Genomic DNA, 15,112 nt, shown 5'->3' on the forward strand with positions numbered 1-15,112 from the left:
TCTACTTGGATATTGAGACAGTACCAGAATCTTATAAATGTTTGCTAATTACAATGCGTTGAATTTCACTTGTGCCTTCGTAAATTTCAGTAATTTTTGCATCACGGAAGTAGCGCTCTACCGGATACTCTTTTGTATAACCGTATCCGCCAAATACTTGAACTGCTTCGATTGCCACTTCTCTCGCTGTTTGTGATGCAAACAACTTCGCCATCGACGCTTCTTTACCGCAAGGCAAGCCTTTTGAACGTAGGTCTGCCGCACGATAAACGAGTAGTCTTGCAGATTCTACCGCTGTTGCCATATCTGCAAGCTTAAACCCAATTCCTTGATTCGCAATAATTGGCTTACCAAACTGTTGACGCTCGCCTGCATATTTCACTGCTGCATCTAAAGCCGCTTCTGCAATACCAAGAGCTTGTGCTGCAATCCCGATACGGCCCACATCTAAGTTTGCCATTGCGATTTTAAAGCCTTCTCCTTCTTCTCCGAGGCGATTTGCTTCCGGCACTTCCATGTTTTCAAAGCTCAGTTCAACTGTTCTAGAACCGTGTAAGCCCATTTTTTTCTCATCTTTTCCTATGATGAGGCCTGGAGTATCTTTTTCAACAATGAACGCCGTTACCCCGCGGGAACCTTTTTCAGGATCTGTTTTAGCAAAGACGATATAAACATCTGCCTCTCCACCATTTGTGATGAAGATTTTTGAGCCGTTGATGATGTATTTATCGCCTTTTTTCACCGCTCTTGTTTTTAAGGAAGCAGCATCGCTTCCTGCAGATGGTTCTGTTAAACAAAAGGCTCCTAAATATTCTCCTTTTGCGAGTTTTGGCACATATTTTTGTTTTTGTTCTTCATTTCCAAAATATAGAATTGGATTTGTACCAACAGAAGTGTGCACAGATAGAATAACACCAATTACCGCGCTTACTTTGGAGAGTTCATTAATGGCGATGATATACGAAATAAAATCCATTCCAGAACCGCCATACTCTTCTGGAACAGTAATCCCCATTAAACCGAGCTCAGCCATTTTGTTTAAAATCGGCCTAGGAAATTCACCTGCTTCCATTTTTTCGACAAACGGAGCAATTTCGTTTTGTGCAAAATCTCGAACCATATCACGCATCATGAGTTGCTCTTCTGTGAAGTTCAAATTCATCGGTTTCACTCCCTGCTATTCGTAGATGTAGAAACCGCGGCCTGATTTCTTCCCTAACCAACCAGCTGCCACGTATTTGCGAAGTAGAGGACACGGACGATATTTGCTATCTCCTAATCCTTCATGCAAGATTTCCATAATGTATAGACATGTATCTAAACCGATGAAATCTGCTAATTGAAGTGGTCCCATTGGATGATTCATGCCTAACTTCATAACATCGTCGATTGCTTCTTTTGTCGCAACGCCTTCATATAGTGCATAAATCGCTTCGTTGATCATCGGTAGGAGAATGCGGTTGGATACAAATCCTGGGAAGTCATTAACTTCTACCGGTTTTTTACCTAACTCAATTGCCATTTGTTCTACCGTTTTGTATACTTCATCAGCCGTTGCAAGACCGCGAATTACTTCCACCAGTTTCATAACTGGCACTGGATTCATGAAGTGCATACCGATTACTTTTTCAGGTCGTTTCGTTACTGCTGCAATTTCCGTAATTGGAAGTGAGGATGTATTTGTCGCAAGAATTGCATGTTCCGGTGCAATTTCATCTAGTTGCTTAAAAATAGATTGCTTTATTTCCATATTTTCTGTAGCTGCTTCGATTACAATATCCACATCACGAGCATCTTCTAAGCTCAAGGATTTCGTAATTCGATTTAAAATCGCTTCTTTTTCTTCAGCAGTTTTACGTCCCTTTTCCACATCGCGAGACAAATTTTTCGTAATTGTTGTAAGACCTCGTTCGAAGTATTCTTCTTTAATGTCGTTTAATTTTACTTCAAATCCTGCTGTAGCACATACTTGAGCAATGCCTGAACCCATTTGTCCAGCACCAACAACCATTACTTTTCTAATTGCCATTTCCTTTCCCCCATTTGTTTGAATTAATTTTTCGGTACTTCTACCATGATGGCATCCCCTTGACCACCGCCAGAGCAAATAGCTGCGATGCCAATTCCACCACCACGACGTTTTAATTCGTAGCAAAGAGTTAAAATGATTCTTGCACCTGAAGCACCAATCGGATGACCTAATGCAACTGCTCCTCCGTTTACATTCACTTTGTTTGGATCGAGTCCAGCAATTTGGTTGCTTACAAGAGCAACTGCTGCAAAGGCTTCATTAATTTCAATTAAGTCAATTTCATCAATCGTTTTGTTTGTTTTATTTAAAATTTCACGAATCACAAGTCCTGGAGTTTGTGGGAAGTTTTCTGGCTCAACAGCAACTTCCGCATGAGCTAATACATACGCGAGCGGTGTGCGTCCTTCTTCCTTCGCTTTTTTCTCACTCATTAATACAAGTGCACAAGCGCCATCATTTACTCCCGGAGCATTTCCAGCAGTAATTGTGCCGTCTCGGTCGAAAGCAGGTTTTAAATTTGCTAGCGCTTCCAATGATGTTTCTCTGCGAGGCGCTTCATCTTCTTTTACAACTAATGTATCTTTGCGAGTTTTTACTTCTACCGGAACGATTTCTTCAGCAAATATTCCTTCATCAATCGCTCGGATTGCTAGTTGATGGCTACGCAATGCCCATGCATCTTGTTCTTCTCTTGAGATGTTGAATTCCTTCGCTGTTCCGTTTCCATAAGTCCCCATATGAACCTTATCTGGATGGAAGGAACAAGATAGGCCATCATAAATCATGCCATCAACAACTGTTGAATCTCCCATGCGTAATCCCCAACGACCCTTTTGCAAGTAATACGGAGCATTGGACATCGATTCCATTCCGCCAGCAACAATGACTTCTTCTTCCCCTAGGCGAATTAATTGATCAGCAAGTGTCACACTTCTCATACCTGATGCACAAACTTTGTTGATTGTTTCTGTTTTTACTGACCAAGGAATTCCCGCTTTTGCTGCTGCCTGGCGAGAAGGAATTTGTCCCTGCCCTGCTTGAAGAACCGTACCCATAATTACTTCATCCACTTGATCCGGCTTGACATCTGCCCTTTTCAATGCTTCTTTAATGGCAATACCTCCAAGATCAGAAGCAGTAAGAGTTGATAATGCGCCACCGAATTTGCCAAAAGGTGTTCTTGCACCCTCTAATATAACTGTTTTCAAACATTCCACCCCTTTATCGAAACGTGCGTAAATCTTGAATGTTTCATTATTTTGTTGAATACAATAATAGTAGTACTGAGTGTTGATAATCGATTGAACGCTCGCTCAGTATTAATCATAAGAAAAAGCGGAGTTGTTTAGAACTCCCTTTTTCTATTCTCCCTATTTATTTTACTGAAAATTAAGTAGATTAGCAATGATTTTTTCTTATTTTTCTAACAATTTAATATTTCAGTATAATATTTTTACCCCAAATACCTCTCTTTATCCTTATTGGATGTACTCGCCTCGCCAATACTTTAACCTCTTCGTGAATCAATATTTTTATTCCCAAAGAATTCGCTAATTGTCTAATTCAAAAGAATTATAGTCAATCTTCAAGGGATAATAGTCAATGTCGAATACATAATTGCCAAGGGAACAAATATTGATTCCGACATTTACGATAATAGTCAACTTCCTGATAATAATAGCCATTCTTCAAAAGATAATAGTCAAAGCTGTGTACTTAATAGCCAATCCTATAAAAACAATCGCTGACGGACGAGATAATAGTCAAAATTCATCACATTATAGTCAATCATCAAAAGATAATAGTCAATGTCGCAAACATAATTGCCAAGGGAGCAAATATTGTTTCCGACATTTATGATAATAGTCAACTTCCTAACAATAATAGCCATTCTTCAAAAGATAATAGTCAAACTTGCGCATTTAATAGCCAACACCTAATACACACGATTTCTAAAAAACGGGATTGCATCCAAACTCCCAAATAATCGAGTAGGAGGGAGCGATTAACTCCCGTCCTCTCACACCACCGTACGTACGGTTCCGTATACGGCGGTTCAATTAAGATGATTGACGCAAGTCTTTATAACTTCCGTGAATAGCTGTTCTCTTTATGCCAGTGGTCACTCCACCCTCCAAGAGGTCCCCCACGGGATTCACCGCTTCCTTCCTCAAGTGAGGTACTACGTTTTCTGTGTTCATCATGACTCACTGAATGCCAAGGGCTATTCTCTCTTAATTGTTCGGTCCTTCTTAGTAGTTCTAAACCAACTAATACTATGACCTCTGCTGACTTCTGACGGTTCAGCTACTTATCACTAAGTAGGTTATGAAGCGTACTTCACATATCCGCCAGACCTCCCCGGGTAAGTACATGCACTTTCACACCATCTATCCGCCTCATTTACTCGATATGACCTTCGACAGAAAGAGCTTTGTTTTGTTTTGCAAACTCACTCAATCATACCTAGCCTTATATGAGGTTCGTGTTCCTCGGACCGGTGTTTTGCCTCCAGCTTCCTTCAGATTCCGCGTCACCACGGACACCCTTGCTCTTGGCTAACCTCTACTTCTGTCTTCGGGGTTCGGGACTTACACCCTATAGTTCATGTACATGCCGGGCGCACGAAAAGTAGTGCAAATACACGATTTGCACTACTTCAAACTTTTTTACTGTACTTCTACAGTTTCTTCTTGTGATGATTCATCCGATTCGATTTCTTTTGCTCTTTCTCCGAAGACAGATCGTTCTAACAATTCACACACATCATATGTTCCGATTTTGTCTTCCACTTCTTTTGCTTTCGTACCGTCTGTAAGCATCGTTAAGCAGTATGGACAGCCTGCAGAAATCACAGATGCATTTGTCGCTAATGCTTGTTCTGTACGAGCAACGTTAATGCGATTTCCAACACGGTCTTCCATCCACATTAATCCACCGCCTGCACCGCAGCACATTGCTGTTTCACGGTTGCGTTCCATCTCTACTAATTTCACGCCAGGAATTGCTTTTAAAATTTCACGTGGCGCATCATATACGTTGTTATAGCGTCCTAAATAGCAGGAATCGTGGAATACGATTGTTTCATCCACACGGTGGTTCAATACAAGCTTGCCTTCCTCAATGAGCTTGTATAACAATTCCGTATGGTGATAAACTTCCCCTTCCCATCCGAAATCTTTATATTCATTTTTGAAGATGTTGTATGCGTGTGGATCGATTGTTACAATCTTTTTCACGCCATATTTCTCGAACTCTTGAATGTTTCCTTGAGCTAGTTCTTGGAATAAAAACTCGTTTCCAAGACGTCTCGGTGTATCACCAGAGTTTTTCTCCTTATTTCCTAAAATCGCAAATTTAACACCCGCTGCATTTAATAATCTAGCGAAAGACATCGCGATTTTTTGTGAACGGTTATCGAATGAACCCATGGAACCTACCCAGAATAAATATTCGAAGCCTTCTTCAGATTTCATTGCTTCTTTTACTGTTGGAATGTGAACAGTTGAATCTGAGTCACGCCAGTTCTCTCTTTCTTTACGGTTAAGCCCCCATGGATTTCCTTGGCGCTCAATATTATTTAACGCTCGTTGTGCATCAGGATTAATTTTTCCTTCTGTCATCGTTAAATAACGGCGTAAATCGATAATTTTATCAACATGCTCATTCATTACTGGACATTGATCTTCACAATTTCGGCAAGTTGTACAAGCCCAAATCTCTTCTTCTGTAATAATATCACCAATTAATGATGGAGAATAAATATCTTCAATGACCGCACCTTCAGCACCTGCCGCCATTGCCAGTTGATTACCTTTCGTTTTATTCCAAACTAACGTTGGCACCCAAGGTTTTTTCTTTGTCACAACGGCACCAGTATACGTTAAATGGTCACGTAGTTTAACAATTAAATCCATTGGCGATAACATTTTTCCAGTGCCGGATGCTGGACACATATTTGTACAACGTCCGCATTCTACACAAGAATATAAGTCTAACAATTGGATTCTTGTAAAATCTTCAATTTTTCCAACACCAAATGATTCTGCTTCTTCATCCTCGAAGTCGATTTTGCGCAAGCGACCAGCTTTTCCTGCTCTTTTGAAGAAAAGACCAATCGTAACAAATACTTCGTGGAATTGTTTAGATTGGGGTACAAATACGAGGAATGTGAACACCGCTAACATATGTACCCACCAAAATACATTAAATAGCACATTTGCAACTACCGGGCTTAAGCCGCCAAAAAGGAATGCAAATATACCTGAAAATGGAGCAATGACAAAATTCGGCTCATTTTCATGTGCAACCGTTTCAAAACCTAGAGCAAGGAAAATAGAAAGACATAGTGTAATTAACGCAATATATACAAAAGCCGCTTTCTTATCTCTTTTCCATTGTAAACGTGTTAGCTTTTCACCATAACGGCGATAAGCTGCATAAACAAGAGCACATAACATTAAAAACATCGTCCACTCTTGCATAAACGTGAAGAATGGATGAAGAGCTCCTAACGGAAATGTATATCCTGGAATAAATCCTTTGATGATTAATTCAATTAATCCTAATTGAATAATAAAAAATGCATAAAACAAAATAAGGTGCATTACACCACTTTTACGATCTTTGAACAATTTGTTTTGTCCAAGAACGTTAATCCAAAAATTCTCAAATCGCTCTTTGAAACTGATTTCCAACTCTTCTTTTTTACCAAGTTTAATATATTCTAATCTTGTTTTCACTGAATAAACAAACAGATAAACTGCATACAGAACAACGGCTATAAATAATAACCCGTTCACTAGCAAAAAACCATTCATATCTAATCCCCCTTGTTTGTCATGTGAACACAACAATTTATATCATTCATTTTAATTATGAATGAGCATTCAGTCAACAACTATTCGAAAATTTCTAAATTTTTAGCTGGTTGAACTAGAATACTATATTTACTAAATATGATATATAATTTTACACAATTAAAAAAGTAGAAATTTTTACAAAAATATTGCCTAAAATACAAAAATCCAAGCGCAACATAAAAAATTTCACACTTGGATTTTTTTTACTATAGCAAATTCAATATTTTAATATACAGTATTATCTAAATACATCGCCGCCTCGAATATATTCCACATCTTTTACATTCAAGCGATAATTCACGGCACGAGCAGCAACAAAGAAATAATCTGAAAGACGATTTAAATATTTTTGAATTACTCCTGGGACATCTTCTACTTCATTCATCAGCGTAACAACCTGTCGCTCTGCGCGTCTTGTCACCGTTCGAGCAATATGGAGTGTTGCTGCTGCTGGTGATCCGCCTGGCAAAATAAATCGTTTAATTGGTGGCACTTCCTCAGAAAGTACATCAATACGTTTTTCTAACGCCTCTACGGAAGCTTCCTGCAATTTGTATTTTCTTTCTTTCATGACATTTGCTAAATCCCCACCGCAATCAAAAAGTTCGTGTTGGATTGTTTCAAGATCCTTCAGAATATCTTGAAATTTATTTGGATCTAATTCCGTTACAGCTTTACCAATAAATGAATTCAATTCATCGATTGTTCCATACGCTTCCACACGAACGTGATCTTTACTAACTCGACCACCAATTAAACTCGTTTTCCCTTGATCCCCTGTTTTTGTATAAATTTTCATCGTTCCATCTCCCTTTTATAAATTTGAATGGCTTCCACCGTTGCTTCATAAACCCCTTTGCCAATCATTTTCCCTACTTCTGTAAGAGGACCGGCATATTGCATAAATTCTCCTTGTTGCGTCGCAGCAACTAGCAGGCTATCAGTCGGTGTACCAGTGGCAATGGTATTTGATAATTTATCCATAACCTTTTCTGTTTGTAGTGCCTTCGATTTGGCTTCTGTTGCAGTCATCATCCCTTGCACGAAAGCCTCTTCGGACAGCTTTCCATTGATAATTACCCATGTATTGATTGTCCCAATGGTTTGATATGCTGTTCGTTCATAGGCATGAGATACATCGATAGCTCCGCCAATTCCAGCTGTGACAATGACAATAAGGCTGCCAAAAGGTGCAAGATATTCTTTCATCACCGCTTTTTTCGTATCGACCGCCGTCATCATTCCTACTGTATTCGTTGGTGAAAAGCCCTTTTCAATTATATATTGCAAAAATTCAGTTTTCACATTTTCTATATCATATTCTTGTGGAACTGTTCGATTGATGAATGTTGCATACCATCCTAAACCTGCATTATGAACCGCTGATGACAACACTTTTAAAGGAAATTCAGCAATAAAGGCAATGTAATCCTCTCCCTTTTGTATATTGGATAAGGAAACGGATTTTTCCTTTCTCTGCTCTTCAAAATCTGGGAGAATCGCCATTTGCGGTTTCGGTTGCTCAGGATGGGCTTGCGTTGAAATACGTGCTTCATATACATCCATGATTTGCTGTTCAATAATCACTTCATGAGGCTCACCGTATGCTTTTACACTCCCAGCCTCCATGAGCAATAGATGATCGCAATATAGGGAAGCTAAATTGATATCATGAAATACCGATACAACGGTTAAACCATGTTCCGTCACTTCTTTACGTATCATATCTAAAATTTGTTTTTGGTGTGCAATATCTAAATGGTTTGTCGGTTCATCTAACAATAGAAGCTCAGAGGATTGGGCTAAAGCCTGGGCAATAAACACCCGTTGCCTCTCTCCACCGGATAAAAATTCTAAATTGGTATCCTGATATTTTAGTACGTCCGTCAGTTCCATAGCTTTTATAACCGCTTCTTCATCTTCTTCCGACCAACTTGAGAAAAATCCAGATTGGTGTGGATAACGGCCTATTTCAACGGTTTCCCGAACGGTTGTAGAAAATGTATTGCTTTGCATTTGCGGCAAAACGGTCATTTTTTTTGCTAATTGACGAGGATTCAGCTTTTCAATAGGTATCCCGTCAATTAAAACTTTTCCTGAAGTTGGTTTTAATATGCCGCTAATCATTTTAATCAAGGTGGACTTCCCACATCCGTTCGGACCTAATATGCCGAGGAACTCTCCTTTATTTACCAAAAAAGAGATATCCCGAACGATTGGGGTTTGATGATAGCCACCAGAAATCTGTTCTACCTTTAGCACCAATATCCCCCCCTTACTTGCGGCGTTGTTTATAGAAAATATAAGCAAATACAGGTGCGCCGATAAATGCCGTAATGACCCCAATCGGCAATTCTTCTGGTGCAACAATGGTACGGGATATTAAATCACAAATGATTAATAAACTCGCTCCGTTCATAAAAGATAATGGCAGTAAATGACGATGATCTGTTCCCCAAACCATTCTTGTCATGTGAGGGACAACTAAACCAACAAAACCAATTGTTCCTGAAACGCTGACCGCAGCTCCCGTTAATACAGATCCACCAATTAAAATGGCGTACTTGCTTCGCTTTACATTGACTCCTAAAGCAGTAGCCCGATCATCTCCGTACATCATCACATTTAATTCTCTTCGATTCAGCCACAAAATAAAAGAGCCAATCAGCAAGAACGGAAATAATATATTAACGTAAGACCACCCTCGCATCGCCACACTTCCAAGAAGCCAGCCTACAATGGGCTTTAATTCTTCATGGGATAATGCAGTTAATAAAGAAATGCAAGATGCTAAAAAGGAGCTAAAAATCACTCCTGTTAAAATAAGCGTCTCCATTTTCAATGATCGGTCGATGAGGCGGGCAAAAATAAGTACAGTAATTAATGTAATAAAGGCTCCTAACATCCCGAAAATTGCAATAGTATAGGAGCCAATAAAAGGAATTGAAATACCAAAAAAAATGGTGGATATAGCCCCGACAGAAGCCCCTGATGAAACGCCAATCGTGTATGGATCAGCCAACGGATTTCGCAGCAATCCTTGAAAGGCTGCACCTGCGATGGCAAGAGATGCTCCAACAAACCCAGCTAATATAACGCGAGGCATGCGAATATTCCATAAAATACTAAATGCTCTTGGATTGGTTTCTTCATTCCATAAAGATGATAATGGAATATCAACAGAACCAATTGATACCCCAAACCAAAAGCTTATAAGTAATAGAAAAATAGAGGAGCCGTAAGCGAGTAATAATTTTTTCTTCATCATCTATCCTCTACCCCTCTAAAATATGTATAGTAAGTTTCCATACGTCCTCCAATTGATTCGTATCAACTTTTGAAAAATAAAAAAACTCCCGCCATAAAACGAGAAACAGATAGCCTACATGCGTACCTTTCTCCCTCGAAGATTGTGCACTCTTCACCCAGAAAATTTCATCATAATTATTCTTAATTATAGCTTATTCTATAAGAATTATCGTACGAATTCTAAAAAACAGAAAAAGGTACAAAAAAACACTCTCAAATCTTTAACATGAGAGCGTTTCATTAAATGAAGATTAAATTTCGTAATCAAAAGAACCTGGCAATACACGACGTAAAAATTGTTTTGTTCGAATCTCTTTAGGCGAAACAAAAATATCATGTGGTGTACCTTCTTCAACAATCACACCGCCGTCCATGAAAATCACTTTATTTGCGACGTCTTTTGCAAAGCCCATCTCATGGGTAACAACAAGCATCGTCGTACCTTCATTGGCAATCTCTTTCATCGTATTTAATACTTCCCCTACTAGTTCTGGGTCAAGAGCGGATGTTGGCTCGTCAAATAAAATAATATCCGGGTTTAAAGCGACAGCACGAGCAATTCCAACACGCTGTTGCTGCCCTCCTGATAGCTGGCTTGGATAATAGTCGTATTTTTCGGATAAACCGACTTTATCTAATGCTTTTTTCGCAATTTCTCTCGCTTCGGCTTTCGGCACTTTGCGAGCAATAACTAACCCTTCCATTACGTTTTCAATGGCCGTTTTATTGTTAAATAAATTATAGTTTTGGAATACGAAGGCAGTTTTTTTACGTACTTGTTGCACTTCTTTTTTCGTCGCATTGTTTAAATCTACTTCTAAGTCCCCGAATCTTGCAGTTCCTTTATCTGCTCTTTCTAAAAAGTTAATGCATCTAAGCAGTGTCGTTTTCCCGGAACCACTTGGACCTAGAATGACTACAACGTCCCCTTTATTTATCTTTAAATCTACACCTTTTAAAATCTCATTTTTACCAAAGGATTTATGAATATCTTTAATCTCTAACATTATTTGCCTCCTTCCTTAAGCATTGGCAACTTTGTAACGGCTTAACCGTTTCTCTAAATACTTAAATAATTGTTCGACCGCAATACAAATAATTAAATAGACAATGAAAATATCAATATATGCTTCCAAATAGTTATAACCAAAGTTTGCTGCTACTTTTGCCTTTAATGTAATCTCTTGTAAGGAGATGGCATAACCTAATGAGGTTGCTTTAATTAAATTTACAGTTGTATTCGCAATGTTTGGCAAGGCAGAGACAAGAGCTTGCGGAATAATAATTCTTCGATATGCTTGAGCTGTCGTTAAACCGACAGAATAGGCAGCTTCCAATTGTCCTTTTTCAACAGTCGATAAGGCCGAGCGGAATACTTCAATTAAAACGGCTGACTTGTTGAAAGCGAAAATAACGAATGCATACCATATCGGATGAATTTTATACACTTCATAATCGATGTTATATTTTTCAAACGTCATATTTAATAGAATCGGTATAAAACTATATAAAACGAAAATTTGGATAATGATTGGCGTACCGCGAACGAATGATACATAAATTTTCGCTAGTTGATTCAGCACCGGAATTTTATTAATTCTTGTTAAAGCGAAGAAAAACCCAATCGGCAAAGCAATCGCAAGAGCAACAACAGTCACAAGCAATGCGATCGGCACTCCTGATAATGCAACGAAAAACGTATCTATTAAAAATTCTGTATTTAACATTTGTTACTCCACCTCCTACGATGCCTTTATCGAGCGGGAACCTTTGCTGAAAGTTTTTTCAAGGAGTTCGAATATTTTTTCAATGACAATGGAAATAACCCAATAAATCACGGCTAATGCAATGTAAATTTCTAACGCATGGGAATTAAAGTTACTTGCAATAATCAGGTTTGCTTTTCCAACAATGTCGATAAAACCAATTGTGTAAGCTAATGCCCCTTCTTGTAAAATGGCAATTAGACCGTTTCCGAAGTTAGGAAGAGCTACAACAAAAGCTTGCGGGAAAATGATGCGTCTGTATGCTTGCCATGGCGTCAGCCCAACACTTACCGCCGCCTCAAATTGTCCTTTATCAATAGATTGAATTGCGGAACGAATCACTTCAGACATCATGGCTGCAAATTGTAATGAGAACGTAATAACGACAAAAACACCTGTATAAATATTTTGTAAATTCACATTAAACAATGAATCTGCTAAAAATGGAACACCATAATAGACTAAAAACAATAGAACGATGGATGGCGTACAACGCATAATCGTTGTATATCCATGGGCGATTACTTGTAGTACCCTACTTTTGCCCATTTTCATAAAAGCAAGGACTAAGCCAAGCAATGTACCAAAGAATACGGCAAGACCCGCCACTGCAAAAGTGATTTTTAAGTATGGCAATAATTGCGGAAATGCTCCCCATAAATAGCCAATATCAAAATACTTTTCAAACATTCTCTCACCACTTTTCATGAAAAAATGAAGGCTGTAAGGTGATTGGTACCCAACAGCCCATATATCAAGATGATTATTTAGACTGACCTTCTACTCTTTCTAATACTTCAAATAGGTCACGTCCATAGTGTTTAACCATTAATTCGTTTAATGCATTTGTTTGTTTAATTTCTTTAATTACTTCGTCGAAAGCATCTGCCAATTCTTGATTGTTTTTGTTAAATAATGTCCAAGTTTTGATCACAGTGAACTCGTTATACACTACTTCGTCTTTTAGATTATGGTATGGACCTTCTGGATCGTTAATTTGTTTATCGATAACTGGTTCAAGTGCAATTGCACCATCTGCACGTCCTTCGTTTACCCATTGTACAGCGTCCACAGCAAATGTATCGCCAGCAACTAATTTCACTTGGTTATCCGGATTTTCTTCGTTGTATTTCGCTACTACTGTGTATTGAGCGTTATTAGCTGCAATTGGAGCTAATTCTAAACCAGCAGCTGCGAAATCTGATAAATCTTTAATATGTTCATTTTCTTTTTTCAATAGTAATCCAACACTGCTTAATCCTGTGAATTCTTTAGGGAAAACATATTTTTCTGCACGTTCATCTGTATAGAAAATGTTTTTAACCCCTAAATCGTATTTCCCTTGTTCTACACCGATTAATAAATCATCGTCTGTAGTTCCGATATATTCAAATTCATAGTCTTCCAATTTTTCATCAACAAGTCTTAGCATATCTAATTCGTATCCTGCTGGTTCACCGTTTTCATCTTGATACGTAATCGGCTTCCAAGAAATTGCATAAGCTACTTTAATTTTTTTCACATCGGATGAATCTTGAGAATTTTCGTTTTCAGTAGTAGATGTTTCATTTCCTCCACCACATGCAGCAAGGGATGCTGCTAGTAAACCAATCGCTCCTAATTTAAAAAATTTTTTAAAATTCATTGTTGTTTCCTCCTAAAATTATAATTTTAATGCTGATTCTGCTAATTTTTTTATTGTTAAATCATCCATTGGTGGATTATGAAGTCCTGCGCGAACATCGCGATAATATCGTTGAAGCGGATTGTTGCGTTGTAAACTTCTTGCTCCTACCACGCGCATTGCTTTATCCACGACTTGAATTGCATTATTTGTAACGGTATATTTTGCTACATTGACTGCATTTGCAATGTTGGCAGCGTCTTCTGTTGAAATTTCACCTTTTTGCATTAAATCGATACAACTTTGGGCTGCACCATAAAGGGTATAGCGAGCTTGCATCAGTAGCAAATCAATTTCTCCAATTAATGCTTGAACGTTCGGCAATGTTGCAATCGTTCCTTTAATGCTATTTGGTGAGTGTGTATTGGCAAATTCCACTGCATAATCGCGAGCTGCTTGCGCAATTCCTAGATATGTAGCTGGAATGATTAATAGCCATCCATTCAATTTAAAGCCTGTTTGGTATTTCGGAATTTCTACTAAATTTGATTCATCTACTTCTACATTTTCTAAAACTAGATCGTGACTGCCAGTCGATTTCATGGCTATTACGTCCCAAGTTTCATCGATTGAAAGGCCTTCTGTATCTTTATGAATTAGGAAGTTTCCGATATTTTCAATTTCTGGAATCCAAGCGGTTACTAAGAAATAATCTAACTCAGGTGAACATGTTGCATAAGCTTTACGACCATTGATCACCCACTTGTTTCCTTTCTTAACAGCGCTTGTTCCAGGACGGCCACCACGGACTGGACTTCCTGTAATGACTTCACTGAAAATTTTATTGATGATTGCTCCGTTTTTTACATCGTTTGCAAATTCTTTAAGCTTTTCTTCTGCCCAGCTTTTCGTTTCATATACATCCCCTACCGTGAGCAGAGTCCATCCAATGGAAAGAGCTGTACTGCCATCATAACTACCTAACGTTTCTTGCAGTAATATTGCATCATAAACATTCATCCCCTCGCCACCATATTCGGTAGGCAAAGTAACTTTTGGATATCCAATCTCACGTAACCTTTTTATATTTTCATGAGGGAAAATCGATTCTTCATCGTTTCGTTGGGCATTTTCTTTCATAGATTTTTCCAAAACAGCTAACTTTTCAAGCCATTCCCGTTGTTTTTCGGTTTTAATAAATAGTTCTTTCAAGTAAGATTTACCTGCCTTTCACAATAAAAAGGGATCTCTTATTTTTCCAACAAAAAAACCCAACTTAATGATATTTACTACGTCATGATTTTACTTTTTTCGACATTATTAGTCAATATATTCTTAGTTCATTAGTCGGAATTGTAATTTTATAGAAACTACATCTTTATCAATCACTTAATACCAACTTGTTTAGTTGGATTTATATTAATCAAATTTTACTCAATCGTACATTCAATGTCAATATAATTCCTATAAATTTTATAAGAATACAAAAGAAAAAACCAGCCCCTATTATGAAGCTGGT

At 38.2% G+C, this 15,112-nt stretch carries 13 protein-coding genes; all 13 read right to left on the bottom strand.

The window, feature by feature from the left end:
* Window positions 1-31: 31 nt before the first annotated feature.
* Entirely contained in the window at window positions 32-1,162 is a 1,131-nt protein-coding gene (locus NSQ18_RS04795; protein ID WP_016837274.1) for an acyl-CoA dehydrogenase, read from the bottom strand.
* A 15-nt stretch (window positions 1,163-1,177) separates the two neighbouring features.
* On the bottom strand, window positions 1,178-2,029 hold the full coding sequence (locus NSQ18_RS04800; protein ID WP_016837275.1) for a 3-hydroxybutyryl-CoA dehydrogenase: 852 nt from the start codon (window positions 2,027-2,029) through the stop codon (window positions 1,178-1,180).
* A gap of 23 nt (window positions 2,030-2,052) precedes the next feature.
* Window positions 2,053-3,240, bottom strand: coding sequence for an acetyl-CoA C-acetyltransferase (locus NSQ18_RS04805; RefSeq protein WP_339289235.1), 1,188 nt, complete (start codon window positions 3,238-3,240; stop codon window positions 2,053-2,055).
* An 852-nt stretch (window positions 3,241-4,092) separates the two neighbouring features.
* Complete coding sequence (locus tag NSQ18_RS04810; protein WP_172597779.1) at window positions 4,093-4,236, bottom strand: hypothetical protein; 144 nt, start codon at window positions 4,234-4,236, stop codon at window positions 4,093-4,095.
* Between the two features lie 465 nt (window positions 4,237-4,701).
* Complete coding sequence (locus tag NSQ18_RS04815) at window positions 4,702-6,852, bottom strand: (Fe-S)-binding protein (protein WP_016837277.1); 2,151 nt, start codon at window positions 6,850-6,852, stop codon at window positions 4,702-4,704.
* Window positions 6,853-7,132: 280 nt separating this feature from the next.
* On the bottom strand, window positions 7,133-7,693 hold the full coding sequence (locus tag NSQ18_RS04820) for a cob(I)yrinic acid a,c-diamide adenosyltransferase (protein ID WP_016837278.1): 561 nt from the start codon (window positions 7,691-7,693) through the stop codon (window positions 7,133-7,135).
* Window positions 7,690-9,156, bottom strand: coding sequence for an adenosylcobinamide amidohydrolase (locus NSQ18_RS04825; protein WP_016837279.1), 1,467 nt, complete (start codon window positions 9,154-9,156; stop codon window positions 7,690-7,692). The genes NSQ18_RS04820 and NSQ18_RS04825 overlap by 4 nt, the downstream gene beginning before the upstream one ends.
* A gap of 13 nt (window positions 9,157-9,169) precedes the next feature.
* A complete protein-coding gene (locus NSQ18_RS04830; RefSeq protein WP_339289237.1) occupies window positions 9,170-10,162 on the bottom strand; it encodes an iron ABC transporter permease in 993 nt (330 codons plus the stop codon).
* Window positions 10,163-10,454: 292 nt separating this feature from the next.
* Complete coding sequence (locus NSQ18_RS04835; RefSeq protein WP_339289239.1) at window positions 10,455-11,210, bottom strand: amino acid ABC transporter ATP-binding protein; 756 nt, start codon at window positions 11,208-11,210, stop codon at window positions 10,455-10,457.
* Between the two features lie 15 nt (window positions 11,211-11,225).
* Window positions 11,226-11,930 (bottom strand): amino acid ABC transporter permease, encoded by a 705-nt coding sequence (locus NSQ18_RS04840; protein WP_168412646.1) that lies wholly within the window; start codon window positions 11,928-11,930, stop codon window positions 11,226-11,228.
* Window positions 11,931-11,945: 15 nt separating this feature from the next.
* Window positions 11,946-12,659 (bottom strand): amino acid ABC transporter permease, encoded by a 714-nt coding sequence (locus NSQ18_RS04845; RefSeq protein WP_339289242.1) that lies wholly within the window; start codon window positions 12,657-12,659, stop codon window positions 11,946-11,948.
* A gap of 73 nt (window positions 12,660-12,732) precedes the next feature.
* The gene (locus tag NSQ18_RS04850) at window positions 12,733-13,614 is read right to left on the bottom strand and encodes a transporter substrate-binding domain-containing protein (RefSeq protein ID WP_168412648.1); all 882 of its coding nucleotides are present in this window, start codon (window positions 13,612-13,614) and stop codon (window positions 12,733-12,735) included.
* Between the two features lie 18 nt (window positions 13,615-13,632).
* Window positions 13,633-14,805 (bottom strand): acyl-CoA dehydrogenase family protein, encoded by a 1,173-nt coding sequence (locus NSQ18_RS04855; protein WP_016837285.1) that lies wholly within the window; start codon window positions 14,803-14,805, stop codon window positions 13,633-13,635.
* Between the last annotated feature and the right edge of the window lie 307 nt (window positions 14,806-15,112).

This window comes from Ureibacillus sp. FSL K6-0786 (genome assembly GCF_037965165.1).
Classification (GTDB): domain Bacteria; phylum Bacillota; class Bacilli; order Bacillales_A; family Planococcaceae; genus Ureibacillus; species Ureibacillus thermosphaericus.

Excerpts from the sequence above, each read along its gene's own strand:
- NSQ18_RS04795 (WP_016837274.1), bottom strand. The coding sequence starts at position 1,162 with ATGAATTTGAACTTCACAGAAGAGCAACTCATGATGCGTGATATGGTT.
- NSQ18_RS04800 (WP_016837275.1), bottom strand. The coding sequence starts at position 2,029 with ATGGCAATTAGAAAAGTAATGGTTGTTGGTGCTGGACAAATGGGTTCA.
- NSQ18_RS04810 (WP_172597779.1), bottom strand. The coding sequence starts at position 4,236 with ATGATGAACACAGAAAACGTAGTACCTCACTTGAGGAAGGAAGCGGTG.
- NSQ18_RS04815 (WP_016837277.1), bottom strand. The coding sequence starts at position 6,852 with ATGAATGGTTTTTTGCTAGTGAACGGGTTATTATTTATAGCCGTTGTT.
- NSQ18_RS04820 (WP_016837278.1), bottom strand. The coding sequence starts at position 7,693 with ATGAAAATTTATACAAAAACAGGGGATCAAGGGAAAACGAGTTTAATT.
- NSQ18_RS04830 (WP_339289237.1), bottom strand. The coding sequence starts at position 10,162 with ATGATGAAGAAAAAATTATTACTCGCTTACGGCTCCTCTATTTTTCTA.
- NSQ18_RS04835 (WP_339289239.1), bottom strand. The coding sequence starts at position 11,210 with ATGTTAGAGATTAAAGATATTCATAAATCCTTTGGTAAAAATGAGATT.
- NSQ18_RS04840 (WP_168412646.1), bottom strand. The coding sequence starts at position 11,930 with ATGTTAAATACAGAATTTTTAATAGATACGTTTTTCGTTGCATTATCA.
- NSQ18_RS04845 (WP_339289242.1), bottom strand. The coding sequence starts at position 12,659 with ATGTTTGAAAAGTATTTTGATATTGGCTATTTATGGGGAGCATTTCCG.
- NSQ18_RS04850 (WP_168412648.1), bottom strand. The coding sequence starts at position 13,614 with ATGAATTTTAAAAAATTTTTTAAATTAGGAGCGATTGGTTTACTAGCA.